Here is a 26,538-nt window from a genome sequence, read left to right as displayed (position 1 = left end):
AGCAGAGGCTCAGGCCTGCAGATTGCACAGCTCGAGTGTTTCGGTGACGGCTTTGCTGCGACCGGTCAGCGTCAGTTCGGTACCGGCCTTGGGCGCCTCGCGCAATGCCATCAACAGCAGTTGCAGCCCGGCGCCGTCCATCTCGGTGACCTGCGACAGGTCCAGCGTCATGCGCGGCATATTGCCCAGGCAAGGCAGCAACTGAGCTGCCAGCTCGGCGGCGGTGTAGATCGTCAGTTCGCCGTCGATGCTGACCTGGGCGGTGTCATCCTGGGTTTCGTACAGCAACGGCATTGCAGTCTCCATCGATCAAGGAAGAATCAGCTTGGAAACCGCCGCGAGCATCTGCGCGGGCTGGAATGGCTTGACCACCCACGCCTTGGCGCCTGCTGCCTGGCCTTCCTGTTTTTTCGATTCCTGGGATTCGGTGGTGAGCATGATGATCGGCGTGAACTTGTAGCTGGCCAGCTTCTTGACCTCCTTGACGAAGGTGATGCCGTCCATGTTCGGCATGTTCACGTCGCTGATGATCAGGTGCACCTTCTGGCCGGTGAGCTTGCCCAACGCATCCTTGCCATCGCTGGCCTCGATCACGTCGTAGCCGGCACTTTTCAACGCGATGCCGACGACCTGCCGAACGCTCGCGGAGTCGTCGACAACCAATACACTTTTAGCCATGAACGGCTCTCCTAAAAGAAGGTTATTTCCTGGGAAGTCTGTTGCGCACCGGAGTCGCCGTGGTGATTACGGCGCTGCTCGTCGGTGGCATAAGTGGTTTCCATGCGCGCCAGCCATTGGCGGGCGTCGATGGGGGCGGCCTGGTCGGGCGACTGACTGGCCTGCTGCATGTGCACATGCAGGTCCTCGATGTTGTCGCGCACGTGGCTGAGGATCTGGCTGACCCGATCCTGGAACTGCAGGCTGACCAGTACTTCGGTGAGTTCGTCACGGATACCGAAGCTTTCCTGCTGCAGCATGTCCGCCGATTCGGCGAGCCGTCCGGTCACGCTCTTGAAACGCTCCAGCACGCGCTGGATGCTCTCTTCGGAAGCGGTGACCGAATGGCTGTCCTGGTCCGCGCCGCTGGAGGCGGCCTGGACCAGTTGGGTAATGGCGGTATTGATGATGTCGACCTTGGCCGACATCTGCTGGCCGGTCTCGCTGGACTTGCTCGACAGGCTGCGCACGGCGTCGGCCACCACTGCGAATCCGCGCCCGGCTTCACCCGCACGGGCGGCTTCGATGGCGGCGTTGAGGGCCAGCAGGTTGGTTTGCGCGGCAATCGCGGCGACGTCCGCGGCCATGGTCCGCAGCTCGCCGGTGTAGGCGGTGAGGTTGCGCACCTGGGCCAGGGTTTCGTCGCGGCTGGCCTGGGTGGCCTTCAGGGAGTTGATGACCTGTACCAGTTCGCCTTCACTTTGAGCCAGCACCTGCACGGCACCGCCGCTGCTTTGTCCAGCCAGCTCACCGGCGGCCAATTGCGAGGCCTGCACGGTTTCCTCCAGGCGCGAGGAAATGCCGGTGAAACGGCTGGTCAGCGAGACGATCGCGGTTTCGGTTTGTTGACGGGAGCTTTCCACCTGCCTGGCCCAGATGGGCATGGCACCGAGGATGACTTCGTTGAGCTGTGCGCTGGCGGCGTGGTTGGCCTGCTCGATGTTGTGCAGGTCGTGGCGCGCAGTGGCAGCGGCAAAAGCGTTATCGAACCGGCGACGTTGCGAGCGAGCATCCCAGACTCCGGCACCGATGCCTACGGCCAGGAGCACTGCGCTCAACCCCAGATTCTGTGCACTCGAGCCGTTGAGCAGCAGCACGCCGGCAGCGGCGACAACGGCTACGAGGACGGTGCTCCAGAGGAAACGGGGTTGGGTTGGGGCGAAAGAATGACCGTGTGGGTACGACGTCATGGTTCGGTCCTTGAACAGTGTTGCTAACAGGTTATTGGCGAATAACTGGTTATCTGCGATCCCGGATATGACTTGAAGACCGGTCGTCCGATTCCGACCTCTGTAGGCAGAAGCTGACTCAGTAAGTGGCACTGTGCTACTTCAGATTAGACGCAGTTCGTGAAATGTCGAATCGGACTGACGAAGCTATGGTTCACGCGCCTCGCCACAAAAACGGGTCGAGTCAATTCTATGAAGTGTCTTGATTGAGCTAGATTATTGACACCCGAATCGTCGAATCCACCATCAGAGCCCCCATGCCCGACCAGCCTCTCTGGAAAACCTATCTGCTGTTCCTGGCCCCCATGGTCTTGTCCAATTTCCTGCAATCGATGTCCGGCACGTTCAACAGCATCTATATCGGCCAGATGCTGGGCACTCAGGCACTGGCGGCGGTGTCGGGGATGTTTCCGATCCTGTTCTTCTTCATCGCGCTGGTGATCGGCTTGGGTGCGGGGGCGGGGGTGTTGATCGGGCAGGCCTACGGCGCACGGGAAACCGGTACGGTGAAGGCCATTGCCGGTACTACGTTGCTTCTGGGTGCGATCATCGGGCTGACGGCGGCCGTGCTTGGCAGCGTCTTTGCCCGCCCGGCGTTGCAAGGGTTGGGCACGCCGATGGACGTGCTGGACGATGCCGTGTCCTACGCCCGGGTCATGATGTGGACCTTGCCGATACTGCTGGTGTTTGTGCTGTTCACCCAATTGCTGCGGGGAGTGAGTGATACGTTTTCGCCGCTGTTGGCATTATTGGTGTCCACCAGCGTCGGGCTACTGCTCACGCCGGCGTTGATTCGTGGTTGGCTGGGGTTGCCGCAGATGGGGGTTCAGAGTGCGGCGCTGGCGGGGCTGGTGGGCACGGCGGCGGCCATGGCGATGCTGGTCTGGCGCCTCAACCGCCGCGAGCATGCCCTGGCGCCGGACCGGGCATTCTTCGCAGCGATGCGCCTGGACAGGGACATCCTCGCCAAGGTCCTGCGCATCGGCCTGCCTACGGGATTGCAGATGGTGGTGATTTCGTTGTCGGAACTGGTGATCCTCAGCCTGGTCAATCGCCACGGTTCAGAGGCCACGGCGGCCTATGGCGCGGTGAGCCAGATCGTCAATTACGTGCAATTTCCAGCGCTGTCGATTGCCATTACCGCGTCGATCCTCGGCGCCCAGGCCATTGGCGCCGGACGCCTGGAACGCCTGGGGCCGATCCTGCACACGGGCCTGATGATCAACGTCTGCCTGACCGGTGGGCTGGTGCTGTTGGGTTATCTGCTGTCCCACTGGCTGTTGGGGTTATTCATCACCGCCCCGGCGGCGCGGGTCCAGGCCGAACACCTGCTGCATATCATGCTCTGGAGCTTGCTGGTGTTCGGCTTCCAGGCAATCGTCAGCGGCATCATGCGCGCCAGTGGCACTGTACTCCCGACGGTGGCGATTTCCATTTTCTGCATCGTGGGTGTCCAGGTGCCCGCGGCGTATCTACTGGACGCGCACTTCGGCCTGCAAGGCGTATGGATGGCGTTTCCCGTGGCTTACCTGAGCATGCTGCTGTTGCAGACGGTGTATTACCGACGGGTGTGGCTGCATCAGTCGATCGAGCGGTTGGTATAGAGCATTTTTGATCACCACAAGTCCCTTTGTGGGAGCGGGCTTGCTCGCGAAGGCGGGGTATCAGTCACTGAAGGGGTTAATGACACACCGCTTTCGCGAGCAAGCCCGCTCCCACAGGAGGATGCGGTGTCGGGTGATGTTACAGTGACCCACATTCTCACATCGCCACCGAGGATCCGATGCCAGTCAGCCTTTTACCGAGTAACACCTACCGCGCCTTCCTCTTCGACATGGACGGTACGCTGCTCAATTCCATTGCCGCCGCCGAGCGCATCTGGACACGTTGGGCCTTGCGTCACGGAGTGGACGTGGCGACATTCCTGCCGACCATCCATGGCGTGCGTGCCGTTGACACCATCGCTCGCCAGCATTTGCCGGGGGTGGATGCCGAGGCCGAGGCCAGGCAGATTACCCGCGAAGAAATCGAGGACGTAGAGGGGGTGGTAGCCATTGCCGGCGCGCGGGCATTGCTGCAAAGCCTGCCGCCCGAGCAATGGGCGATCGTCACCTCGGCGCCGATGGCATTGGCCTTGCGTCGGATGGAAGCGGCCGGCATCCCGCGCCCTGACGTGATGGTCACCGCCGAAGACGTGAACGACGGCAAGCCCAACCCCGCCTGCTATCGCCTGGCCGCCGAGCGCTTGCAGGTGGTGCCGCAGGCGTGCCTGGTGTTCGAAGATGCCCACGCCGGTATCCAGGCCGGTGAGGCGGCGGGAGCGGATGTGATGGTCGTGACGGCCACCCATACGCATCCGCTGTTGACCCGCCACCCTTCGATCGAAGATTACCGTGGGCTTGGCGTCACGGTAGATGAAGTCGGGATGATGAGGCTTCAAACCATTTCGTAACCACCACCGACCCTGTGGGAGCGAGCAGGCTCGCTCCCACATTTGATCTGCGGTGATCCTCAGTCCCACAGGCAGTGGCGGTGATCAGTAAATCAGGTCACCACGCGATAGCAGGGCACATACGCCGCGCCGCCCGGCAGTTTCATGCGGTGCTGGGCGACGAAAGCCTGGAGCAGGCGGTCGAGGGGCTCCATGATGGCGGCGTCGCCGTGGATTTCGTAGGGACCATGTTCCTCGATCAGGCGGATGCCCTTGTCCTTGACGTTACCCGCCACGATTCCCGAGAACGCTCGGCGCAGATTGGCGGCCAGTTCGTGCGCGGGCAGGTCGCGGCGCAGGCCCAGGCTGGCCATGTTGGCGTGCGTCGGGTCGAAGGGGCGCTGGAAGCCTTCGTCGATTTTCAGCAGCCAGTTGAAATGGAAGGCGTCGTTGCGCTCACGGCGGAACTGCTTCACGTCCTTGAGCCCCTGGGTCATCTTGCGCGCCACTTCGGCCGGGTCGTCGATGATGATCTGGTAGTGTTTCTGGGCGGCCTCGCCCAGGGTCGCGCCGACAAAGGCATGCAGTTGATCGAAGTACGGCGCGGCGCTTTTCGGCCCGGTGAGGATCACCGGGAAGGGCAGTTCCTGGTTGGCTGGGTGCATCAGGATGCCCAGCAGGTACAAGAACTCTTCCGCCGTACCGGCACCGCCCGGGAAGATGATGATGCCGTGGCCGACGCGCACGAAGGCTTCCAGGCGTTTCTCGATGTCCGGCAGGATCACCAGCTCGTTGACGATCGGGTTCGGTGCCTCGGCGGCGATGATGCCCGGCTCCGTCAGGCCCAGGTAACGACCGCCATGTATCCGCTGCTTGGCGTGGGCAATGGTGGCGCCTTTCATCGGGCCCTTCATCACGCCCGGGCCGCAGCCGGTGCAGATGTCCAGGCTGCGCAGGCCCAGCTCGTGGCCGACCTTTTTGGTGTATTTGTATTCTTCGGTATTGATCGAATGACCGCCCCAGCACACGACGATCTTCGGCTCCACGCCCGGACGCAACGTACGGGCGTTGCGCAGCAGGTGGAACACATAGTCACTGATGCCCTGGGAGGAGCTGAGGTCGATGCGCTGGCTGTCCAGTTCGTTTTCGGTGTAGACGATGTCGCGCAGGGCGCTGAACAGCATTTCGCGGGTGCTGGCGATCATCTCGCCGTCGACGAAGGCGTCGGCCGGCGCGTTCAGCAATTCCAGGCGCACGCCCCGATCCTGCTGGTGAATGCGGATCTCGAAGTCCTTGTAGGCTTCCAGGATGGTCTTGGCGTTATCGACATGGGCGCCGGTATTGAGGATGGCCAGGGCGCACTGGCGGAAGAGGGTATAGATACTGCCGGAACCGGCTTCGCTCAGTTGCTGGACTTCGCGCTGGGACAGGGTCTCCAGGCTACCCTTGGGGCTGACCGAGGCGTTGATTACATGTCTTTGAGTCATTCAGCTTTCCTTGAAAACGATGCCATGCACACAACGACGGCATCTTGTAAAAACCGTCCACGCAGAAGATCGCATGATCCTTGCGGTACCGCCATGGACTTTGATCCGGACCCGTCGGGTCGGTTGCAACGCAAAATGAGTCCCAGCATAGCTAAATCGACCGATCAGGCGATAATGCGCGACACTTTTTTGCGCCCATACGAGGAAAAAGCACCGCGATGTTCGAGATCAAACCGTGGGACGCCGCTCTCTACCGACAGCAGACACGACGCAGCACGCTCATTGTCGCGGTGGTGTTCCTGGCGCTGGCGATGTTGCTGTCCAGCCTCGCCGTGATGCTGTTCGGCACGCCTGGGGGCGATAACTTTCGTTTCAACCTGGGGGGAGTCATTGCAGCCGTACTGGCGATGGTCGTGCTGATGCGCCTGTATTTCTGGTCCCAGCCGTGGATGGCCGCAGCGGTGTACGGCTGGCAGCTCAAGCGCAGCCTGATGAGTATCACCAACGTGATGCATCAGGTGAAAGCCGGCGTGCAGGTCCGGGATCCGGTCGCCATGAACGTGCTGAGGTTCTATCACCTGGGGCTGGCCCAGATGCATCAACTGGACGCCAACTCCAGCGCCCAGGGTTCACTGGAGCGAGAGGCTGCCGAGCATGTGGCGGCCATGCAACGGCTGCAGCTGGACATCGACCAGCCGCGCCTGGACCCTGCCTGGATCGAGACGGTGAAACGGGCTTACGACCCACGCTGATACGATCCGCCCGTCGGTTCGCTGGCAGGAAAATCAAACCCGCTGTGCAGGATCCCTTTCTCATGGACAGTCATGGAAAAAGGAGAGATGACATGCAGGGAAAAAACAGTAAGGACCGTTGGGCAATGATTTGCGCTGCGGCGGTGGGGTTGAGCGGTTGCGCGGGCGGCAACACCGATTCGTCCGTGAGCGTACCCGGGGCCGCGAAGACCCCGAGCACCGTCACGCTGGAAGCAGGGGCCGGCGTGCTGCAGGACAAACCCCCGCTGCAGGCACTGAATACGTATCTCGACGGCTTTCATTTCTACAACGGCCGGATGTCCGGGCAAATGGAAGCCCATCACTACTGTACGGCGCTGAACGAGGAAGTCTTCCAGTGCGCCATCTTCGACGGCAACACTTCCCGCGCCAAGTTGATGGGCGTGGAATACATCATCAGCAAGCGGCTGTTCGAAGGCTTGCCCGCCAGCGAGAAGCAACTGTGGCACAGCCATGTGCATGAAGTGAAATCCGGACAACTGATCGCTCCCGGCATCCCTGAAGTAGCGGAAACCCGGCTAATGGAAAAGCTGGTGGGCACCTACGGCAAGACCTGGCACACCTGGCATCCCGAGCAGGGCAACCCGCTGCCTTACGGCGTGCCGCAGTTGATGATGGGGTTTACCGCGGACGGGCAGATCGACCCGCAACGGGTGCGCGAACGCGACAGCCGCATGGGGGTGGACAGTGAAGCGAAGAAGCGCGCCCGGTCCGGTATCGAAACCCCGGCGGTGGATCCTGGTGCGGATGCTTGGCAGAAAGGGCGGGTGTGGCAGATCAAGGATCCGACAGGTGAACATGCCCATTGATGTTTGGAAAGGAATCGCATGGTGAGGGTATAAGTTCTCTCACCAGCGGATCGTTATTGCGGCAAGAGTAAGCCAGGCGAAGTGAAGGGGCGCTGGGTTTAATTAATGCACTGATAAAAGTAAAGGGTCAGGGCTGTTTAAAATGCCCCGGCACCCCATGTTCTTCTTCTAAGGGTCGAGTTCTTTTCTGAACTTGGATGTCACTGAGCTCGACGGCCTTGAGTTCGCTGAAAGACATCCTCAGCAGGGCCTCGGCTTCGCTGACGCTCAGCGTCTCGGTGTCGGCCTCCAGCACCCGGCTATCGGGTTGGCCGTTGGCGATAAAACTGACGATGAATCGGTCCTGGTGGCTCATGCTGACCTCGACAGAATAAGCGCCGGGGCGCAGCAGGCTGCGCCCCAACGGTCCTCCGGGTTACGATTTCCTGCCGCCGCCATGGCTGCGTTCGCCACCTTTCCTACCGGCTTCGGAGGCTTTTTCCCGGTCGTTGGCAAAGTTTCCGCCCGAAGCGTGTCCGCCTTTTTTGCCGGCTTCGGAAGCTTTCTCACGGTCGTTTGCGAAGTTACCTGGGTTCTTGTTTCCGCTATTAGCCATTTCGAGATTCCTCATTTTGGTTAAGCGAGTAACTGCCTCGCATTACTGTGAAAGAAAATGCCGACCGGAAGTTTAGAAAAATCGTTTCGCTGGCGACGAGTGGTAAAAAAGTTATACAGCCGTTGCGCTTGGAAGTTGTACAGCCGCTTCGCTTGAAAGTTGCGGGGCACTGAATGGCTATATAGAGGATGTCTGAAGAGCCAATGTCTTGTCGCTGATCAATCGTCCCCTCCGCTGACTTTCCAATGCTTGGCCTCCGCTGAAAACACCACCTGCTCGACCCGATGCGCAATGCCGAACGCCAGAGAGTTTTCCGCCGGGATGACCCGCTCCTCGGCGCACAGGCATTTGAAAATATCCAACTGAGTGGCGGCGCCGGCGGTTTCCTTGACGTAGATCTCCACGTACCGCGCCACGTCGTTGTCCAGGCTGGACAGGTATTCGCGCAAGCGGGAATGGTCCACCGATTTCTGACCGAAATACCAGTTCATCGGGTGGATCAAAAAGCGCGAATGAGGCGTGGTGGTGCGGTCGCTGGCAGCCAGATACATGACGATGCCCATCGACTCGATGTTGCCGGCATTCACGGCGCGCACCGGCACGGGCAGGGACTTGATGAAGGTGTAGAGGGTGAAGCCGAAATTGGTGCTGCCGCCCACCGTAGAGAGGTTGAGCATCAATGAATCTGCGCCTTTTTCGATGGCTTCCAGGCAATTGTCCCGGAAGCGCTCCGTGGTTCCCTGATCTATCTGGCAATGAAAGTGGACGATATGTTCGGACATCTCAAGCTCCTGTCGACTTCATTCGTTGAAGTGTCTGCGGATCGGCGGTGCCGTACAGTTGGGAGTTCGCAGGCTGTCGGATGTTCCTCTTTCGTACATAGCCTAGCAGGGCATTGGCGGATGTCTCGGGCGTCGAACGCTTCGATCAACAGGCTTCGGCGGCTTGCGCCAGCTTCTGCAAAAACATCGCCAGCGCGACTTCTTCTTCGCTGAGACCCTTGCGTACCCGGGGTTTGGGTAACTCCCTCAAAGCACCGAGCAGAAAGCCCTCCAGGACGGCGGGATGGATGTAGCATTTACGACAGACGGTCGGTGTGTTACCCAACTGCTGGGCGACCTGGCGGACCATTTCGACGACGTGTTTCCTGGCTTCCGTCTCTGTGTCCCAGCTCAGTGTACGCAGCCCGGCCAGTGCCGCTGCGCTGCCGGCCCAGGTGCGGTAGTCCTTGGCGGTGAAGTCAGCGCCGGTGAGGGTCTTGAGGTAAGCGTTGATGTCCGATGAGGTGACGCTGTGGCGCTCACCGTTCTCGTCCAGGTACTGGAACAGGTTCTGGCCGGGTATTTCCTGGCAGCGCTTGATGATCCGCGCCAGGCGCCGGTCCTTGACGGTGATCTGGTGTTCGACGCCGCTTTTGCCCCGGAACTGGAAGGCGATGGCGCTACCGTTCACCTCGACATGCTTGTTGCGCAGGGTGGTCAGGCCGTAGGAGCGATTGTCGCGGGCGTACTGAGTATTGCCGACGCGAATCAGCGTCACGTCCAGCAAGGTGATGACTGTGGCCAGGACTTTGTCGCGGCTGAAGCCGGGCGTGGCGAGGATCGCTTCCAGGCGTTTGCGCAGGCGTGGCAGGGCCCGGCCGAATTCCAGCATGCGCGAATATTTGTCGGCGTCGCGCACCTCGCGCCAGCGCGCATGGTAGCGATATTGCTTACGCCCACGGGCATCGCGACCGGTGGCCTGGAGATGGCCGCGCGGGTCGGGACAGATCCAGACATCGGTGTAGGCCGGCGGTACCGCCAGGGCATTGATGCGCTGGATTGCAGCCGCGTCGGTGATGCGCTGGCCCTGTTGGTCGAAATAACAGAACTTGCCCCGTAACTTCTTGCGGGTGATGCCGGGGCCGGTGTCGTCGACATAATGCAGGTCGGGCGGCAATGCTTGCGGGGACGGGTTATCGGGCATGAAAGAATCCTTGGCTGCAGATCCGGGGAGCCTATGGATTCATTGACCACAGGCCGTTGCGGTCGTGCCGGATTTTTTGGGCTCCCACAGGGTTGGACAGAGGCCTTGGGGCTTACGCCAACACTGCCACTGCCTTGATCTGTGCCCACAACGATTGCCCCGGATGCAATTGCAACTGATCACGCGAGTATCGGGTAATGCGCGCCAACAGCGGGGTACCGGCCGCTTCCAGGCGAATCAGCACATGGGCGGCGTTGTCGGCGGCCAGTTCGCTGATCACCGTGACCGGCAGGCGGTTGAGGATGCTGGTGTGGGCGTCGTTCGCCAGGCTGAGGCTGACGTCCCGTGCCTGCACCTTGAAGCGCAGTGGCTGTCCGCAGGCCAGCGGCGTATGGGCGACGCGTACCTCCAATCGACTGTCGGGGAGTGTGAGGGTGAGCAGCTGATAACCGGCGTCATAACCGCTGACCTTACCCTGGATGACCACGCCCGCGTCGTCCCCCAGCGCCAGCGGCAGATCGAGCCGGGCCAGGGTTTCGCCAATCGGTCCGCTGGCGAGGGCACGACCGGCATCGAGCAGCACGATATGGTCGGCCAGGCGCGCCACTTCGTCCTGGGAATGGCTGACGTACACCACCGGGATATCCAGTTCATCGTGCAAACGTTGCAGGTAGGGCAGGATTTCGTTCTTGCGTCGGGTATCGAGGGCGGCCAGGGGTTCATCCATCAACAGCAGCCGTGGGCTGGTCAACAGCGCTCGGGCGATACCCACCCGTTGGCGTTCGCCGCCGGACAGGGTGTGTGGCTGTCGAGCCAGAAGGTGCCCGATGCCCAGCAGTTCGGTCGCCTGATCCAGGCTCACCCGCCGTTGTGCCGGCGCGATACGCTTGAAGCCGAACGTCAGGTTGGCCCGCACCGACAGGTGGGCGAACAGGCTCGCCTCCTGGAATACATAGCCCAGTGCCCGCTGATAAGGCGGTACGAACACGCCACGCGCGGTGTCCTGCCAGATTTGGCCATTGACCTCGATAAAACCCTGCTTCGGCTGCTCCAGTCCGGCCATGCAGCGCAGGCAGGTGGTCTTGCCGGAACCGGACTGACCATATAACGCGGTCACGCCACGGCCCGGCAACTGCACATCCAGGTCGAGGGAAAAATCTCCACGGTCGAGCTGAAAACGCGCTTGAATCATCGGTCAGCTCCAACCAGACCGGGTTCTGCGACTGGAATACAACGCCAGCAGCACCAGAAACGAGAACAGCAGCATCGCCGCCGCCAGCCAGTGAGCCTGGGCGTACTCCAAGGCTTCGACATGGTCGTAGATCTGCACCGACACGACCCGCGTTTTTTCCGGAATATTGCCGCCGATCATCAGCACGACGCCGAACTCGCCGACGGTGTGGGCGAAACCAAGAATCGCGGCGGTGATGAAGCCGGGCCGGGCCAGGGGCACAATGACACTGAAAAACGTGTCCCATGGGTCAGCGCGCAAGGTGGCGGCGACCTCCAGCGGACGGCTGCCGATGGCCGCGAAGGCGTTTTGCAACGGTTGCACCACGAACGGCATGGAATAGATCGCTGAGCCGACCACCAGCCCGGCGAAACTGAAAGTGAGGCTACCTAACCCGAGGCCCTGGGTGAGCTGACCGAGCCAGCCGTTCGGCCCGAGCGCCAGCAACAGATAGAAGCCGATGACCGTGGGCGGCAGCACCAACGGCAACGCCACCACGGCACCCACCGGCCCGCGTAGCCAGGAACGGGTCTGCGACAGCCACAGAGCGATGGGCGTGCCGATGAGCAGCAGGATCACTGTGGTTACAGAGGCGAGTTTCAGGGTCAGCCAGATGGCGGCGTAGTCGGCGCTGGTCAGTGGCATTTAGCGTTGATACCCATAGGCCTGGATGATGGCAGCCGCTTTCGGGCCCTTGAGATAGTCCACCAATGCCATGGCGGCGGGGTTGTCCCGGCCTTTGTCGAGGACGACCGCGTCCTGCTTGATCGGGTCATGCAGTTCGGCCGGGACGATCCATGCCGAACCGCTGCTGAGCTTGCCGTCCTTGTACACTTGGGACAAGGCGACGAAGCCGAGCTCGGCGTTGCCGGTGGAGACGAACTGGTAAGCCTGAGTGATGTTCTGGCCTTCAACGATTTTGCTCTTGACCTGCGAGGTCAGCCCCAGCTTGTCCAGCACCTGGGTTGCAGCCAGGCCGTAGGGCGCTGCTTTCGGGTTGGCGATGGAAAGGTGGTGGTAGGCGTTGTCCTTGAGTACCTGACCCTTGTCGTCGACATAACCGTCCTTGGCCGACCAGAGCGCCAGCGTGCCGATGGCGTAGGTGAAGCGCGAGCCCTTGACGGTGTTGCCTTCGCTTTCGAGTCTGGCCGGGGTGGTGTCGTCGGCGGCGAGGAACACCTCGAATGGCGCGCCGTTCTTGATCTGCGTGTAGAACTGCCCGGTGGCGCCGTACGCTGCCACCAATTTATGCCCGGTGTCTTTTTCGAAATCGGCGGCAATGGCCTGGATCGGCGCGGTGAAATTGGCGGCGACCGCCACCTGCACCTCATCGGCCTGGACGGCGCCGATGATCAAAAAGGGAAGCGGCAACAGCGAGAAACGGGGGGGCATGGGCAAGGCTCCGTAGGGGCAAGTTCGCTATATACGGAAATATATAGCGAATGCCCCACAAACGGAACGCGGCATTTTGTCGGGGCGATGGCGATGGATCAGCTATCACTGTCCCAGACCTTACCCCGCCCCCGCAGCAGCGCCAACGCCTCCTCAGCCAGTCGCCGGGTCAACTCGGCGCTGGGCAACTCGCGGCCCATGGGAAACGCCTGGCCGGCCCAGAGGTTGCTGAAGTCTGCTTCGTCCTTGGCTCGCAACGGCATCAACGCGCCACCGGCCAAAGGAAAGGCCGGGGCCAGCGGGCTCATCGGGCCCACCTCGCGCATGACCCGGTTGACGATGCCCCGGGCCGGCCGACCAGTGAACAGGTTGGTGACGGCGGTCTGGCTTTCCTTGGCCGTGCGCAACGCCCGGTGATGGGACGCGCTGATCTTGGCCTCGGGCGTGAACAGATAGGCGCTGCCCAGTTGCACTGCCGATGCGCCAAGGGCAAACGCGGCGACGATACCCCGCGCATCGCCAATGCCGCCGGTAGCGATGACCGGCACCTTCACTGCATCCACGACCTGGGGCAGCAAGGCGAACAGACCCACCTGGGTATTGATGTCGTCGCTGAGGAACATCCCGCGATGGCCGCCGGCCTCGTAGCCCATCGCGATGATTGCATCACAACCGTGCTGCTCCAGCCAGACGGCTTCCTCGACCGTGGTCGCCGACGACAGAATCTTCGCCCCCGTGGCTTTCACCCGATCCAGCAGGGATTGCTCCGGCAGGCCGAAATGGAAGCTGACCACTTTCGGACGCAGCTCCTCGAGCACCCGGCAGGCCGCATCGTCGAATGGTGTGCGATTGGACACGGGCGTTGGCGCATCGTAATCGGCACCCAATTCCTCGTAGTAAGGTTTGAGCCGGTGCTTCCAGGCCTCGGCGCGTTCCTCATCGAACACCGGCGGCTGGTGGCTGAAAAAATTCACGTTGAAGGGTTTGTCGGTCTGTTCGCCGATGGTTGTCAGCGCCTGACGCAACTGCTCGACATCCAGCATCGCCGCCGGCATCGAGCCCAATCCGCCGGCATTGCAGGTGGCGACCACCATGGCCGGGCCAGTCACGCCGGCCAGGGGACCCTGGATGATGGGAAGTTCCATGCCAAGCAGATCGAGGAGGCGGGTGTCTGGCCATTGGCTCATGTGTGGAGCTCCGGAGGCGAAAGGAAACAGCGTTTTAACAGTTGTGCCCCGGCCAGGGCCAGTCGAGTTTTTCAATCGAAAGCGACCGTTTGATCCTTCGGTGGAGAGGATTACCATGCGTGCTTCACTTTCTCAGGAGTCTGCACCCATGGACGTCAAACTCAAGGCAGTCGAACCCTTCATCGTGGCCGGTTTGCAGGTGCGCACCCGCAACTCCGACGAGCAGCAACCCGACACGGCCAGGATCGGTCCGATGTGGGAACGGTTTTTCACCGAAGGACTGTTCGACAAAATCCCGGCCCGGCAGTCGGAATCGTTTGTCTATGGGGTGTACTCCAACTATGAGTCCGACGCCACGGGGCATTTCGACGTGACGGCCGGGGTGCAGGTGGACGCAACGAGCGCAGGCTACCCCGCCGTGGACATCGAGGGCGGGGATTACCTGGTGTTTTCGGCCAACGGGCCTATGCCTGACTGCGTGATCCAGACTTGGGGCCTGATCTGGGCGTACTTTGCCGACAACCCGCAGACCCTGCGCCGTTTCGCCACCGATTTCGAGGTCTATAGTGGCCCCGATTCGGTGGCGATCTACATCGGCGTTCAGTCCTCGGACGAGCGTTCCAGCGCCAGCAACTGACGCTTGCGCTCCACGCCCCAGCGGTAGCCCGACAGGTTGCCGTCGCTGCGCACCACCCGATGGCAGGGGATCGCCACGGCCAGGCTGTTGGCGCCGCAGGCCTGGGCGACGGCGCGAACGGCCTTGGGCAGGCCGATTCGCTGGGCGATTTCGGCATAGCTGGCAGTGCTGCCCGGCGGGATGTCCCGCAAGGCTTGCCAGACCCGTTCCTGGAACGCCGTACCGCGCAGGTCCAGCGGCAAGTCCAGGCCCAAGGCCGGCGCTTCAATGAAGCCGATCACCTGGGCAATCAGTTGCTCGAATTCCCGGTCGGCGCCGATGAGGTTGGCGCGGCGGAATTTATCCTGCAGGTCGCGCACCAACGCGTCCGGGTCGTCCCCCAACAGGATTGCGCAGACGCCGCGTTCGCTCTGTGCCACCAGGATCGCCCCGAGGGAGCACTGCCCGACGGCGAAGCGGATGTCGGTGTTCTGCCCGGCGGCCCGGTAGTCAGTGGGCTTCATACCCAGCACTTTATCGGCGGCTTCGTAAAAACGGCTGTTGGAGTTGAAACCGGCGTCGTACAGCGCTTCGGTGATGGTCCCGGCATCGGCCAGGCGTTCGCGTACCTTGCGTGAACGGTGGGCGGCGGCATACCCCTTGGGCGTCAGTCCGGTGACCGCCTTGAATACGCGATGAAAGTGAAAAGGGCTCAAGCCGGCATGACGCGCCAGTTCATTCAGGCCTGGCAGTTCGTCAGCCGCCTCGATCTGCCGGCAGGCTGCCGCGACCCGTGCCGCTTGTTGGGCGGCGATCTGGGTCTGGTCCCTGGCCGTACGCTTGCTGGGGCGATACCCCGCCGCCTGGGCCTGTTCCGGCGTGTCGAAGAACTCGACATTGCGCGGGTTGGGCAGGCGCGACAGGCTGCTGGGATGGCAATAGATACCGGTGGTTTTCACGCCGTATACGAATTGCCCGTCGGCGCGCGGATCCCGGGCGAGCACGGCGGCCCAGCGTGGGTCCAGTTCAGGAGCAAGGGTATTCGAAGGATTGTTCATGGTCGTTATGTCCGGTGGCCCGTTTTGGCTACAGTAGCCAGCCTGGAAAATGCCGACACTCCGGGTCTTGCGGTTGAATTGTGCATCGTTATCCGGCGGTGCGGAATGTCAGGTTGATCCGTTGGGCACCCAGTTGCGGATGCGCGCCATCCTTGAGCGGCAGCACGCCGTGATAACGCAATCGGTCCACGCCACCCCAGACCACAATGTCGCCATGGAACAATGGGATGCGCAGGCTCTTGTCGCTGCGCTCGAAGCCACCGAACTGGAACACCGCCGGCAGGCCCAGGGATATCGACACGATGGGCGCGGTGAGTGAGCGCTCGTTCTTGTCCTGATGCAGCGACATCCGTGCGCCGGGCACGTAACGGTTGATCAGGCAGGCATCGGGCTCGAAATGCTCGAAGTTCGCGGCTCGGGCGGCCGTCTGGGCCAGTTCCCGGAACACTGCCGGCATTTCTGGCCAGGGCTGGCCGGACTGCGGGTCACGGGACGTATAGCGATAACCGCTGCGGTCGGTGGTCCAGCCCAGCGCCCCGCAACTGCTCAAGGCCACCGACATGGTAAAGCCGCCTGGCGTAACCATCTGCCGGAACGGCGCGGCCTGCAAGACCGATTCGAGGTCCGGCAGCAAACGCTCCAGCCAGGGCAGGGCGAACCCGCGCAGCACGAATGCCTGCTGGCCGATCCGTTCGGTCTGGCCGGGCGTGGAGGGTGCCTGGTCGGCGAACAGATCCAGCGTGATCGGGGTGTTGTCACTGCGCATCATGAAAAATGATTCCTAACGTATGTCGCCTGCCGCTGTGCACGCAGCTGACACCGTGGCGCATGTTCACTCGATAATAGCCGCGAACGCCCTTGACGGGCCGCTGATGCACGGCGAACACCACCGCATCGCCCTGTTTCAGACCGATGACCTGCGGTCGCGACTGCATACGAGGGCGTTGCTCGGTGAGGACGAACTCGCCGCCGGTGAAATCCAGGCCCGGCTCGGACAACAGGATCGCTACCTGCAAGGGAAAGACCTGTTCCCCATAGAGATCCTGATGCAGGCAGTTGTAGTCCTGCGGACCGTATTGCAGCAACAGGGGAGTGGGGCGCAATTGCCCGGCGTCATGGCAGCGCTGAAGAAAAGCGCGATGATCATCGGGATATCGGATTTCGATGCCCATGCGTTCGTTCCAACGGTTGGCCACGGGCACCAGCGCCGGGTACAACGACTGACGTAACTGCTGAACGATATCGGGTAATGGGTAACGAAAATACTGGTATTCGCCACGTCCGAAGCCGTGCCGGGCCATGATGACCCGGGAGCGAAAATGCTCCGGCTCGGCGTACAGGTTGCTGAGCCGCCGGCATAGAGTAGACGGCAACAGGTTGCGGATGATTGCACTGCCGTCCTGGTCGAGACTGTGTTCGAGGTCCGGCCAGTTGGGGGTTTGTATAGGTAGGAGCAGCGACGGCAGATGAGCGACAGGTGACATGAATACAATCCCTGGAAGAAGGATTGGTCAGTCTGGCAAACGCCTGGATGGGCGCCACTCCGGATCTTGCGGTCTATCTCACCAGACAATCGTCGGGATGACTGCTACAGCGCCTTACTGACCCTGACCTCGCTGATGACATCATCGGTCTGCCCATGCAACGCCTCTAGCGCCGCCCGGGCTTCTTCCTCGGTGCCGGTTTGCAATTGTGCGAATTCAAAGCGGCGCTCGCCGTTGAGTTTGTACTTGATGACGTATTTGCTCGTCTGGGCCACGGTTCGACCTGCCTTCAAAGTGAGTAATGCTCAGCCCAGCTTCGAGCTGGAGCGTCGGATGATCTTGATTTTGTGGGTCAGGTTGGGCTTGCGCGTGACGCTGATGGCGCGACGACTGACGGTGTCGATGGTGATGTTCCAGAAACCGGTGCTCGGGGCGGTGATTTTCGCCGGAAACTTATCGAACGCACCGCCATGGTAGGTGTGTCGGCCGCCATTCTTGAAGCTGCGGAAGTTGGCGTCGCTCATCAGGCGGATGTTGCACATTTGGGAACACTCGATGACAACAATGTCGTCTTCGTTGAGGTGCTCGCGCTGGTGGATGAATTTCATGGCGCCTCCAGAAGGGCATTTCTAGGCAAAACAAAACGGCAGGAACTGCTATATAGAGGCGCAGTTTATCAGCACCGTGGGTGAATAGCCGACCTGTGTTGCAGTGCCTTGTCCATTATCACAACGATGCCGGATAAAAAAAGCGACGCGGGCCGGAGAAAAACACCGTTTGTACTGTCGGAGGGTCTTTATTGGAGGAAACATATGAAGCGCAGTGTGTGGGTTTTGGCGTTGGCCTTGAGTGGATGTGCATCGGTATCGGACATCAACCAGACGCCGCCCACCATGAGCTTCATCTCCGGAAAGAAACCTCACGAATATGCCAAGTGTGTGGCCGATCAATTGGCCGGCAGCCGTGGTGCGTTGCAGATGGAACCGCACAAGAGCGGGGTCCGGTTGATTATTCCCGGCAAGCTGTCGTCCCTTCCGGCAGCGGTGTTCGACATTGAAGAACGTTCCAGTGGCAGCAGCGTCAAGCTGCACGAAAGTATGTCCAATGTCCCGGTGCGGCCCGGCGATGTGCAGGACGCGGCCAACGCCTGCATCTCCGGTTGAGGGCCCAGCGGCCGGCTTCTCCAGGGCCTCGATGCACCGAGGCGATCCGTCCGCTCACTTCTTGCGAGGGGTACCTGCGGGAGCCCGCTCACGCGTCTTGGCCGCCGGGGCTGGGCGTTCGTCGTGGAAGACTGCCGCGACTTCCACCGCCATCGCTTTGCTGGGCAGGGGACCGGCCACTTGCTCGCCGTGGTAGTTGATGATCCACCACTGTCCGTCCTTTCCCTGGCTGACCGAGTAACCGTTTGCGTTTCGTGTTGCAGACATCGAGTGGCCTCATTGGCGTGATCAAGGCGCGCATGATACTTCATCTGCACGAAAACAGGGCTTGCGGGCCTCCAACGAGACCGCCGGCCCCTCGAAACGAAAGGGCGATTGAACTATCCGCCGGTTTATTTCTCTATGATGGCATCGGTTAGCCAGTGCGGGCATTGTAAGGTGTCCGCAGCCTGATTAGACTGCGCCGAAATTCGTCGTATACACCGCCTTTACAAGGATTCATATGATCAAGAAATGCTTGTTCCCAGCAGCCGGTTACGGTACTCGCTTCCTGCCAGCGACTAAAGCCATGCCCAAAGAAATGCTGCCGGTGGTGAACAAGCCACTGATCCAGTACGGTGTCGAAGAAGCCCTCGATGCGGGCCTGAATGAAATCTCCATCGTCACAGGTCGTGGTAAGCGTGCGCTGGAAGACCATTTCGACATCAGCTACGAGCTGGAAAACCAGATCAAGGGCACCGATAAGGAAAAATACCTGGTCGGCATTCGCAAACTGCTGGACGAGTGTTCGTTCTCCTACACCCGCCAGACCGAAATGAAGGGCCTGGGCCACGCCATTCTGACTGGCCGTCCACTGATCGGTGACGAACCTTTCGCCGTGGTCCTGGCGGACGACCTGTGCGTCAACCTGGAAGGCGACGGCGTTCTGACCCAGATGGTCAAGCTGTACAAGCAGTTCCGCTGCTCCATCGTGGCGATCCAGGAAGTCGATCCGCAGGAAACCAACAAGTACGGTGTGATCGCCGGCGAGATGATCCGCGACGACATCTACCGCGTCCACAGCATGGTTGAAAAGCCAAAGCCTGAAGATGCTCCGTCGAACCTGGCCATCATCGGTCGCTACATCCTGACCCCGGACATCTTCGACCTGATCGAACAGACCGAGCCAGGCAAGGGCGGTGAGATCCAGATCACCGACGCGCTGATGAAACAGGCCCAGAACGGCTGCGTCATGGCCTACAAGTTCAAGGGCAAGCGTTTCGACTGCGGTGGCGCCGAAGGCTACATCGACGCGACCAACTTCTGCTTCGAGAACTTCTACAAGACTGGCAAGGCTTACTGATAGCCCGCGCCGTACCTTGAAAAACGCCCCGACTGGTTCGGGGCGTTTTCATTTGTGCCAGAAATCCAGAGCCATGTTGCCCCAGGTGTTTCTTTTTCATTTTCTGCCACCATAACCATCGCAACGCTGCCTCGCAGCAGAACAGCGGGTATGCTGATGGCCTGCCAAAGGAGAGAGTGATGGCCTACGATTTTGACTTGTATGTGATTGGCGCCGGCTCTGGCGGTGTGCGGGCTGCGCGGTTCGCTTCCGGTTTTGGCGCCAGGGTGGCTGTGGCGGAAAGCCGCTACCTGGGCGGTACGTGCGTTAACGTGGGTTGCGTGCCCAAGAAGTTGCTGGTCTATGGCGCTCATTACGCCGAGGATTTCGAACAGGCATCGGCCTATGGCTGGTCGACGGGCGAGGCGAGTTTCGACTGGGCTACGCTGATCGCCAACAAGAACCGGGAGATCAATCGTCTTAACGGGATCTATCGCAACTTGCTGGTCAACAGCGGAGTGACCCTGCATGAAGGCCACGCGAAGGTCACCGGTCCTCATGAAGTCGAGATCAACGGCCAGCGTCACACCGCCGAACATATTCTGATCGCCACCGGGGGCTGGCCGGTGATTCCGGATATACCCGGGCGCGAGCATGCCATCAGTTCCAACGAGGCTTTTTTCCTCAAGGAACTGCCCAAGCGCGTGCTGGTGGTGGGCGGCGGCTACATTGCCGTGGAGTTTGCGGGGATTTTCCATGGAATGGGCGCGCAGACATCGTTGTTGTACCGCGGCGAGCTGTTCCTGCGGGGCTTCGACGGCGCGGTCCGCAAACACTTGGCCGAGGAACTGACACGGCGCGGGCTGGAGCTGCAGTTCAACGCCGATATTCAGCGTATCGACAAACAGGCTGACGGCAGCCTGCAGGTGACCCTCAAGGACGGTCGCATCCTGTTCACCGATTGCGTGTTCTATGCCACCGGCCGGCGACCGATGCTCGACAACCTCGGTCTGGAGAACACTGCGGTCACGCTGGACGAGAAAGGCTTTGTCCAGGTCAACGAAAAGTATGAAACCCAGGAATCGTCCATTCTGGCCATCGGCGACGTGATCGGTCGTGTGCAACTCACGCCCGTGGCCCTGGCCGAAGGCATGGCAGTGGCGCGACGGCTGTACAAGCCCGAACAGTACCGCCTGGTGGATTACCGGATGATTCCCACCGCCGTGTTCAGCCTGCCCAACATCGGCACGGTGGGTCTGACCGAAGAACAGGCACGGGAAGAGGGGTACGAGGTGCAGATTTTCGAAAGCCGCTTCCGGCCGATGAAGCTGAGCCTTACCGACTGCCAGGAACGCACGCTGATGAAACTGGTGGTGGATGCCCGCACCGACAAGGTGCTGGGTTGCCACATGGTTGGCCCGGATGCCGGGGAAATCGTCCAGGGACTGGCCATTGCCCTCAAGGCCGGCGCCACCAAGCGCGATTTCGACGAAACCATCGGCGTCCATCCGACCGCTGCCGAAGAGTTCGTCACCATGCGTACCTCCACCGCCTGAGACAATGGCGCGCTCCAACGGCTGAAGGCCACGTTTTCTTGACCCGCGTCAGTCTGGCGCGAGATTGGGCAAGCGTGGCCATCGGCAGCATCTATGCTTGGATTCTTCTATCTATAGAGATTCCTGATAGCCAAAACCAATTATTCGCATGAGCTTTGCCAATGAGCCAGCATGGGAATGAATGGGTAAGCTTCACTCCATCAACTTTTCAACCCTGACGGAGAAACATCGATGCCTATCATCAACAGCCAAGTCAAACCGTTCACCGCTACCGCTTACAAAAACGGCAACTTCGTTGAAGTCTCGGACGCCGACCTGAAAGGCAAGTGGTCTGTCGTGTTCTTCTACCCAGCCGACTTCACCTTCGTCTGCCCGACCGAACTGGAAGACCTGGCCGACAACTACGCCGAGTTCCAGAAGCTGGGCGTCGAGATCTATAGCGTGTCCACCGACACTCATTTCGCCCACGCTGCCTGGCACAACACTTCGCCAGCCATCGGCAAGATCCAGTACACCATGATCGGCGACCCGACCCACGTGATTTCCCGCAACTTCGACGTACTGATCGAAGAAGTCGGCCTGGCTGACCGTGGCACCTTCGTGATCAACCCTGAAGGCCAGATCAAGATCGTTGAAATCAACGACGGCGGTGTAGGCCGTGACGCTTCCGAGCTGCTGCGCAAGGTCAAGGCTGCTCAATACGTTGCCGCTCACCCGGGCGAAGTCTGCCCAGCCAAGTGGAAAGAAGGCGAGGCCACCCTGGCTCCGTCCCTGGACCTGGTTGGCAAGATCTAAGACCGTGAGTCCTTTGAGGGCGGTCATCCGCACTTAAGCAAGCCGCACCGCCCACAAAAAACGCCCGGGCGAGATTCGCTCGGGCGTTGTTTTTTCTGAAATTCAAAAATGGAAATCGCCCGTATGTTGGACGCCAATCTTAAAGCTCAGTTGAAGTCATATCTGGAACGGGTCACCCAGCCGATCGAGATCGTTGCATCCCTCGACGACGGTGCGAAATCCCAGGAAATGCTCGCTTTACTCAAAGACGTTGCCAGTCTTTCCAACCAGATCACCTTGCTCGACAACGGTAACGATTCGCGCAAGCCTTCGTTTTCGTTGAATCGCCCGGGAGCCGATATCAGCCTGCGTTTTGCCGGCATCCCCATGGGCCATGAATTCACTTCGCTGGTGCTGGCCTTGCTGCAAGTCGGCGGCCACCCATCGAAAGCCAGTGTCGAAGTCATTGAACAGATCCGCTCCCTCAAGGGTGAGTTCAACTTCGAGACTTATTTCTCGCTGTCATGCCAGAACTGCCCGGACGTGGTCCAGGCGCTGAACCTGATGGCGGTGCTGAACCCGAACATCCGCCATGTCGCCATTGACGGCGCGCTGTTCCAGGCCGAGGTCGACGAGCGCCAGATCATGGCGGTGCCAAGCATCTACTTGAACGGTGAGAACTTCGGCCAGGGCCGCATGGGCCTGGAAGAAATCCTCGCCAAGATCGACACCAGCGGCATCGAGCGCCAGGCCGAGAAGATCAGCGCCAAGGATGCCTTCGATGTGCTGGTGGTCGGCGGCGGCCCGGCCGGTGCGTCGGCGGCGATCTACGCCGCCCGTAAAGGCATCCGTACCGGTGTTGCGGCAGAGCGCTTCGGCGGTCAGGTGCTGGACACCATGGCCATTGAAAACTTCATCTCGGTACAGGAAACCGAAGGCCCCAAATTGGCCGTCGCCCTGGAGGAGCACGTCAAGCAGTACGACGTTGACATCATGAACCTGCAACGCGCCGATGCTTTGGTGCCGGGCAAGGACGGCGCGCTGCACGAAGTCCGCTTTGCCAGTGGTGCCAGCCTCAAGGCCAAGACCGTCATCCTGGCGACCGGTGCCCGCTGGCGCGAAATGAACGTGCCGGGTGAGCAGCAGTACCGCAACAAGGGCGTGGCGTACTGCCCGCATTGCGACGGCCCGCTGTTCAAGGGCAAACGCGTAGCGGTGATCGGCGGCGGCAACTCGGGTGTCGAAGCGGCCATTGACCTGGCTGGTATCGTGGCCCATGTCACCTTGCTGGAGTTCGATGTACAACTGCGTGCCGACGCGGTCTTGCAGCGCAAGCTGCACAGCTTGCCGAACGTGACCGTGATTACCAACGCCCAGACCACCGAAGTGACCGGTGACGGTCAGAAGGTCAATGGCTTGCGCTACAAGGACCGTCCAAGCGGTGAAGTGCGTGATGTAGCGCTGGAAGGTATTTTCGTTCAGATCGGCCTGTTGCCCAACACCGATTGGCTCAAGGGCACCGTCGAGCTGTCGCCGCGTGGCGAGATTATTGTCGATGCCAGGGGTGAAACCTCGATCCCGGGTGTGTTCGCCGCCGGTGACGTGACCACCGTGCCGTACAAACAGATCGTGATCGCCGTAGGCGAGGGCGCCAAGGCCTCGCTGAGTGCCTTCGACCACCTGATCCGCACCACTGCACCGGCGTAAGCCGCTGGAGGCCACAAAAACAAAACCCCATGGGCCAGGCTCATGGGGTTTTTTTATTGAGATTCCAATCCACTGTCGAACCCTGTGGGGAGCTCTCTCAATGGGCTCTGGCAGTCTTCAGAGCGGCGCAGGCTGGATGATTTCCACCCAGTAGCCATCCGGGTCCTTGATGAACGCCAGGCTTTTCATGCGACCGTCGCTCAGGCGTTTCTGGAAATCACAGCCCAGTGCTTCGAAGCGTTCGCAGGCCGCGACGACGTCCGGTACCGAGATGCAGATGTGACCGAATCCTCGTGGGTCGGTGTTGCCATTATGGTAGGCGAACGACGGGTCGTTTTCGGTGCCGTGGTTATGGGTGAGCTCCAGGATGCCGGGGATCGATTTCATCCATTCGGTGCGGGCCGCGGCGTCTTCCGGAATCTGGCGCTTATCCACCAGGGCCAGGAAATACAGGCTGAATTCGGCTTCCGGGAAGTCGCGTTTTTCCACCAGCGAGAACCCCAGGACACGGGTATAGAAGTCCAGGGACTTGGTGATGTCCTTGACCCGCAGCATGGTGTGGTTGAACACGAAGTTGTGAGTGGCGGTATCGGGTTGGGCGGTGACACCCGGAAAAGTATTGAGTTCGTGCAGGCTCATGGGCCCTCCGGAAAGAAATGAGGCAGACGGCGTCGCAGAGCTTGTCGCGACGGTTCTCGGGCTGCGCTGAATGGCTTGCAGCATGATACGCAAGGGACGCGGCCACGCCAAACCGCAGGTGGCTATTGCCTGGGTTTGCGGTCGGCTTCAGACTTGCCAATCCGTCCTTGAGTGCAACCTGATGATTCGACCGCTCCTTTCGCTGTTTGTCCTGCCGTTTGCCTTCGTTGCGAGTGTCGGCGTCCAGGCGGCCGAACCGCAGGTCGTATGGCCCCAAGGTTGGGTCATCGAGTCGCTGCCTTCCGATGCTTCCGCCACGACAGCCGGCCAGGGGACCACACGTCAGCGTGGGACCAAAAGCGATGCCGCGGGGAATGCATTATTGGTCATGGAACTGACCGCAACGCCCGTGGAACCGGATCATCAAGTCAACTTGCAAGGCGTGTTGCTGGAAATGCGCAAGTCAGTCCAGAAAGACTTTTTCCAGGGCGGTTATCAAAGTGTTTGTAATAAGATCCATGCTTCCAGCTTGGGTGGCGTCACCGCCCTGGAAACCACTTGCACCATCACGCAGAATGGTCGGCATGTGTTGTCTCAGACACTGGTTGCCGCACTAAATGCCGGGCGAGCTTATGTATTGTCCTATGCCGGGCAGGCGCAGGCGGTTGTCGAAAGCGAGGGTGAAATACAGTCGGTACGAAATAGTCTGAAACTATAAGCCTGGCGGCCCGATACTCAGGATTTAATCCAAAAGTTCAAGTCCATAAAAAAGCCCTGATGATCAGGGCTTTTTTATTCAAGGCTGGATGTCAGGTGCGTACCCAGGAGTCAACGGTCTCGGCGCCGTACTTTTCTTTCCAGGCTTTCAGGCCGCGATGGTTGCCGCCCTTGGTTTCGATCAGTTCGCCTGTGTGCGGGTTCTGGTAGACCTTCACCACGCGGGCGCGGCGCGTCTTGGGCGTCTTCCTGGCCGATGCCACACCTGCCCTGGACGGGCCCGGGTCAAGAATCGCGATGATGTCGCGCAAGCTCTTGCCATAGGTTTTCATCAGTCCCTGGAGCTTTTCTTCGAATTCGATTTCTTTCTTGAGCCCGGCGTCGTTCTTCAGCATTTCCAGCTGTTTGAGCTGGGCTTGAAGGTCCTTTTCGGCTTTACGAAATTCAGCGAGTCTGGACAATTATCGTTACTCCAATCAAATAGGTGGCTGATACCAACCGCAAACAAAGCTATAAGCCAAGCGCCTTGACGCGACCCGGTGATAAATGATTCCCCCTTGCCAATCAGCACAGGTAGAAAAATTGTAGTAGTTAAACCGGACAGTGTAAATCGCAACTTTTTCGTCATGTAACAATGGCAAACGTTTTCCTCAAGTTCAATCGTGGCCGGCACGCCGGGCCAAATGCGCGAGCAACTACCAGGCAATAGATAGTTTGCTGTGAAGTTGCCGGCCGACTGTCTCTTAATTGCGTTGCGTTATCACCTGCGCTCGGCAGAGGCACTCAGGCCGGGCGAGCCAGGTCGATGAACGCCCGGGTAGCGGGCGAAATCTGGCGGCTATCCAGCACTGCCAGGCCGATCCGGCGCCGGACCCGGGGCATCAGGGGCCGCACCACAAAACCTGGATACTCGCCCGCTGGCAGCGATCCTTCGGAGACCACGGACACAGCATCGCCCCGGCCGACGACATGCAGCGTACTGAGCAGTTGCGAACAGCGGTAACGCACGTTAGGCGTAAGTTGCGCGGCGTTGAACAAGCGGGTAACCAGCTCCGATGACCCGGCCTCGGTGAGTACGAAAGGGTCGTGACACAGATCCTTGAGGGCCAGGCCTGGGTGGGCGGCGAGAGGGTGAGCGGTCGGAAGGAGGGCCACCATTTGGTCCTCCATCAGCGCGACCGTATCGAAACGCTCTTCGGGCAATACCACGAAACCGACGTCGATCCGTCGCTCGTCCAGCCATTGGATGACCTGGCGGTCCGGCCCTTCGTCGATATGTACTTCGATCCCCGGATGCAGGGCGCGATAGCGCTGCAGGAGGGGCGGCAGCAACTTCATTGACGAAGTCGGGCCAAACGAGCCGATGCGCAAGGTGCCTCGGCGCATGCCTTGGGCATCGGCGGCTTCCTGGCGCAACGTGTTGGCCAGCCCGAGCATGGCCCGCGCCCGTAACAGCAGTTGTTGGCCGATGTCACTGAGTTCCACTGCCGATTGATGCCGCCTGAGCAGTTCGACACCCAGCTCTTGCTCCAACGATTTGATGGCATGGGATACCGCTGACTGGCTGATGCCCAGTCGCATCGCCGCTGCGGTGAACCCTCGCAGTTCGGCCACCAGGGAGAAAATTTCGAGCTGGGTGAGGGTCATGAGTATTTACTCATTTTACGAT

Annotated in this window: 31 protein-coding genes and 1 pseudogene; 11 read left to right on the top strand and 21 right to left on the bottom strand. The window is 60.5% G+C overall.

Annotated features, from left to right (window positions below; all coding sequences use genetic code 11):
* Positions 1–9: 9 nt before the first annotated feature.
* The 3 genes and pseudogenes from LCU97_RS21225 to LCU97_RS21215 all read right to left on the bottom strand — a co-directional run.
* Complete coding sequence (locus tag LCU97_RS21225; RefSeq protein WP_053157543.1) at positions 10–294, bottom strand: STAS domain-containing protein; 285 nt, start codon at positions 292–294, stop codon at positions 10–12.
* 15 nt (positions 295–309) lie between these two features.
* Entirely contained in the window at positions 310–678 is a 369-nt protein-coding gene (locus LCU97_RS21220) for a response regulator (protein WP_042730627.1), read from the bottom strand.
* A gap of 11 nt (positions 679–689) precedes the next feature.
* A pseudogene (locus LCU97_RS21215) lies at positions 690–1,640 on the bottom strand (methyl-accepting chemotaxis protein); the annotation flags it as partial.
* A gap of 563 nt (positions 1,641–2,203) precedes the next feature.
* Between LCU97_RS21215 and LCU97_RS21210 the strand changes: the two are divergent.
* Positions 2,204–3,550, top strand: coding sequence for an MATE family efflux transporter (locus LCU97_RS21210; RefSeq protein ID WP_232777679.1), 1,347 nt, complete (start codon positions 2,204–2,206; stop codon positions 3,548–3,550).
* Between the two features lie 179 nt (positions 3,551–3,729).
* The gene (locus LCU97_RS21205; RefSeq protein ID WP_232777678.1) at positions 3,730–4,398 is read left to right on the top strand and encodes an HAD family hydrolase; all 669 of its coding nucleotides are present in this window, start codon (positions 3,730–3,732) and stop codon (positions 4,396–4,398) included.
* 92 nt (positions 4,399–4,490) lie between these two features.
* On the opposite strand, the gene ppnN is transcribed toward LCU97_RS21205, so the two are convergent.
* The gene (gene ppnN, locus LCU97_RS21200) at positions 4,491–5,864 is read right to left on the bottom strand and encodes a nucleotide 5'-monophosphate nucleosidase PpnN (protein ID WP_053157531.1); all 1,374 of its coding nucleotides are present in this window, start codon (positions 5,862–5,864) and stop codon (positions 4,491–4,493) included.
* Between the two features lie 218 nt (positions 5,865–6,082).
* Here ppnN and LCU97_RS21195 point away from each other — a divergent pair, with 218 nt between their 5' ends.
* Positions 6,083–6,616 (top strand): DUF3087 family protein, encoded by a 534-nt coding sequence (locus LCU97_RS21195; RefSeq protein ID WP_053157528.1) that lies wholly within the window; start codon positions 6,083–6,085, stop codon positions 6,614–6,616.
* Between the two features lie 92 nt (positions 6,617–6,708).
* Positions 6,709–7,464, top strand: coding sequence for an OBAP family protein (locus LCU97_RS21190; protein WP_232777677.1), 756 nt, complete (start codon positions 6,709–6,711; stop codon positions 7,462–7,464).
* 127 nt (positions 7,465–7,591) lie between these two features.
* Here LCU97_RS21190 and LCU97_RS21185 read toward each other — a convergent pair whose 3' ends face one another.
* From LCU97_RS21185 to LCU97_RS21150, 8 genes are all read right to left on the bottom strand, one after another.
* A complete protein-coding gene (locus tag LCU97_RS21185; RefSeq protein WP_232777676.1) occupies positions 7,592–7,867 on the bottom strand; it encodes a hypothetical protein in 276 nt (91 codons plus the stop codon).
* Between the two features lie 12 nt (positions 7,868–7,879).
* The gene (locus LCU97_RS21180; protein ID WP_003182983.1) at positions 7,880–8,059 is read right to left on the bottom strand and encodes a con-10 family general stress protein; all 180 of its coding nucleotides are present in this window, start codon (positions 8,057–8,059) and stop codon (positions 7,880–7,882) included.
* A gap of 218 nt (positions 8,060–8,277) precedes the next feature.
* Positions 8,278–8,841 carry an ATP-dependent Clp protease proteolytic subunit gene (locus LCU97_RS21175; RefSeq protein ID WP_053157522.1) on the bottom strand — a complete coding sequence of 188 codons (564 nt, stop codon included), beginning with the start codon at positions 8,839–8,841 and terminating at the stop codon, positions 8,278–8,280.
* Between the two features lie 145 nt (positions 8,842–8,986).
* Positions 8,987–10,024, bottom strand: coding sequence for a DNA topoisomerase IB (locus tag LCU97_RS21170; protein ID WP_232777675.1), 1,038 nt, complete (start codon positions 10,022–10,024; stop codon positions 8,987–8,989).
* Positions 10,025–10,136: 112 nt separating this feature from the next.
* Entirely contained in the window at positions 10,137–11,216 is a 1,080-nt protein-coding gene (modC, locus tag LCU97_RS21165) for a molybdenum ABC transporter ATP-binding protein (protein ID WP_232777674.1), read from the bottom strand.
* Positions 11,217–11,219: 3 nt separating this feature from the next.
* Entirely contained in the window at positions 11,220–11,900 is a 681-nt protein-coding gene (modB, locus tag LCU97_RS21160) for a molybdate ABC transporter permease subunit (protein WP_232777673.1), read from the bottom strand.
* Positions 11,901–12,647 (bottom strand): molybdate ABC transporter substrate-binding protein, encoded by a 747-nt coding sequence (gene modA, locus LCU97_RS21155; protein ID WP_053157511.1) that lies wholly within the window; start codon positions 12,645–12,647, stop codon positions 11,901–11,903.
* Positions 12,648–12,745: 98 nt separating this feature from the next.
* Positions 12,746–13,834 carry an NAD(P)H-dependent flavin oxidoreductase gene (locus LCU97_RS21150; protein WP_232777672.1) on the bottom strand — a complete coding sequence of 363 codons (1,089 nt, stop codon included), beginning with the start codon at positions 13,832–13,834 and terminating at the stop codon, positions 12,746–12,748.
* Between the two features lie 148 nt (positions 13,835–13,982).
* Between LCU97_RS21150 and LCU97_RS21145 the strand changes: the two genes are divergently transcribed.
* Positions 13,983–14,471: a GyrI-like domain-containing protein gene (locus LCU97_RS21145; RefSeq protein ID WP_053157505.1), complete on the top strand. Its 489-nt coding sequence runs from the start codon at positions 13,983–13,985 to the stop codon at positions 14,469–14,471.
* Here the strand turns inward: LCU97_RS21145 and ada are convergent.
* The 5 genes from ada to LCU97_RS21120 form a co-directional block, all read right to left on the bottom strand.
* Complete coding sequence (gene ada / locus LCU97_RS21140; protein WP_053157503.1) at positions 14,435–15,508, bottom strand: bifunctional DNA-binding transcriptional regulator/O6-methylguanine-DNA methyltransferase Ada; 1,074 nt, start codon at positions 15,506–15,508, stop codon at positions 14,435–14,437. The genes LCU97_RS21145 and ada overlap by 37 nt on opposite strands.
* A gap of 88 nt (positions 15,509–15,596) precedes the next feature.
* Positions 15,597–16,277 (bottom strand): DNA oxidative demethylase AlkB, encoded by a 681-nt coding sequence (gene alkB, locus LCU97_RS21135; protein ID WP_082339915.1) that lies wholly within the window; start codon positions 16,275–16,277, stop codon positions 15,597–15,599.
* Entirely contained in the window at positions 16,264–16,992 is a 729-nt protein-coding gene (locus LCU97_RS21130) for a 2OG-Fe(II) oxygenase (RefSeq protein ID WP_232777671.1), read from the bottom strand. Before LCU97_RS21130 ends, alkB begins: the two co-directional genes overlap by 14 nt.
* Before the next feature lie 104 nt (positions 16,993–17,096).
* Positions 17,097–17,267, bottom strand: a complete 171-nt coding sequence (locus LCU97_RS21125; protein WP_172679664.1) for a hypothetical protein — start codon at positions 17,265–17,267, stop codon at positions 17,097–17,099.
* A gap of 30 nt (positions 17,268–17,297) precedes the next feature.
* Positions 17,298–17,600 (bottom strand): DUF1883 domain-containing protein, encoded by a 303-nt coding sequence (locus LCU97_RS21120; RefSeq protein WP_053157497.1) that lies wholly within the window; start codon positions 17,598–17,600, stop codon positions 17,298–17,300.
* A 204-nt stretch (positions 17,601–17,804) separates the two neighbouring features.
* Between LCU97_RS21120 and LCU97_RS21115 the strand changes: the two genes are divergently transcribed.
* Positions 17,805–18,155 (top strand): hypothetical protein, encoded by a 351-nt coding sequence (locus LCU97_RS21115; RefSeq protein WP_053157495.1) that lies wholly within the window; start codon positions 17,805–17,807, stop codon positions 18,153–18,155.
* 54 nt (positions 18,156–18,209) lie between these two features.
* On the opposite strand, the gene LCU97_RS21110 is transcribed toward LCU97_RS21115, so the two are convergent.
* A complete protein-coding gene (locus LCU97_RS21110; protein ID WP_053157491.1) occupies positions 18,210–18,422 on the bottom strand; it encodes a hypothetical protein in 213 nt (70 codons plus the stop codon).
* Between the two features lie 235 nt (positions 18,423–18,657).
* On the opposite strand from LCU97_RS21110, the gene galU reads away from it, so the two are divergent.
* From galU to ahpF, 4 genes are all read left to right on the top strand, one after another.
* Complete coding sequence (gene galU, locus LCU97_RS21105) at positions 18,658–19,497, top strand: UTP--glucose-1-phosphate uridylyltransferase GalU (RefSeq protein ID WP_011061681.1); 840 nt, start codon at positions 18,658–18,660, stop codon at positions 19,495–19,497.
* 179 nt (positions 19,498–19,676) lie between these two features.
* A complete protein-coding gene (gene gorA / locus LCU97_RS21100; RefSeq protein WP_232777670.1) occupies positions 19,677–21,032 on the top strand; it encodes a glutathione-disulfide reductase in 1,356 nt (451 codons plus the stop codon).
* A gap of 231 nt (positions 21,033–21,263) precedes the next feature.
* On the top strand, positions 21,264–21,827 hold the full coding sequence (gene ahpC, locus LCU97_RS21095) for an alkyl hydroperoxide reductase subunit C (protein WP_053157484.1): 564 nt from the start codon (positions 21,264–21,266) through the stop codon (positions 21,825–21,827).
* Between the two features lie 123 nt (positions 21,828–21,950).
* On the top strand, positions 21,951–23,513 hold the full coding sequence (gene ahpF / locus LCU97_RS21090; RefSeq protein ID WP_053157481.1) for an alkyl hydroperoxide reductase subunit F: 1,563 nt from the start codon (positions 21,951–21,953) through the stop codon (positions 23,511–23,513).
* A 117-nt stretch (positions 23,514–23,630) separates the two neighbouring features.
* On the opposite strand, the gene gloA is transcribed toward ahpF, so the two are convergent.
* A complete protein-coding gene (gene gloA, locus LCU97_RS21085) occupies positions 23,631–24,152 on the bottom strand; it encodes a lactoylglutathione lyase (RefSeq protein ID WP_232777669.1) in 522 nt (173 codons plus the stop codon).
* 181 nt (positions 24,153–24,333) lie between these two features.
* Here gloA and LCU97_RS21080 point away from each other — a divergent pair, with 181 nt between their 5' ends.
* Positions 24,334–24,870, top strand: a complete 537-nt coding sequence (locus LCU97_RS21080; protein ID WP_053157475.1) for a DUF4946 domain-containing protein — start codon at positions 24,334–24,336, stop codon at positions 24,868–24,870.
* A gap of 91 nt (positions 24,871–24,961) precedes the next feature.
* Here LCU97_RS21080 and LCU97_RS21075 read toward each other — a convergent pair whose 3' ends face one another.
* Positions 24,962–25,330, bottom strand: a complete 369-nt coding sequence (locus tag LCU97_RS21075) for a histone-like nucleoid-structuring protein, MvaT/MvaU family (RefSeq protein WP_053157472.1) — start codon at positions 25,328–25,330, stop codon at positions 24,962–24,964.
* A 322-nt stretch (positions 25,331–25,652) separates the two neighbouring features.
* Positions 25,653–26,516 (bottom strand): LysR family transcriptional regulator, encoded by an 864-nt coding sequence (locus LCU97_RS21070; RefSeq protein WP_232777668.1) that lies wholly within the window; start codon positions 26,514–26,516, stop codon positions 25,653–25,655.
* Positions 26,517–26,538 lie beyond the last annotated feature (22 nt).

This window comes from Pseudomonas uvaldensis, from assembly GCF_021271205.1.
Classification (GTDB): domain Bacteria; phylum Pseudomonadota; class Gammaproteobacteria; order Pseudomonadales; family Pseudomonadaceae; genus Aquipseudomonas; species Aquipseudomonas uvaldensis.
This window is presented reverse-complemented; position numbering and strand designations above follow the sequence as displayed.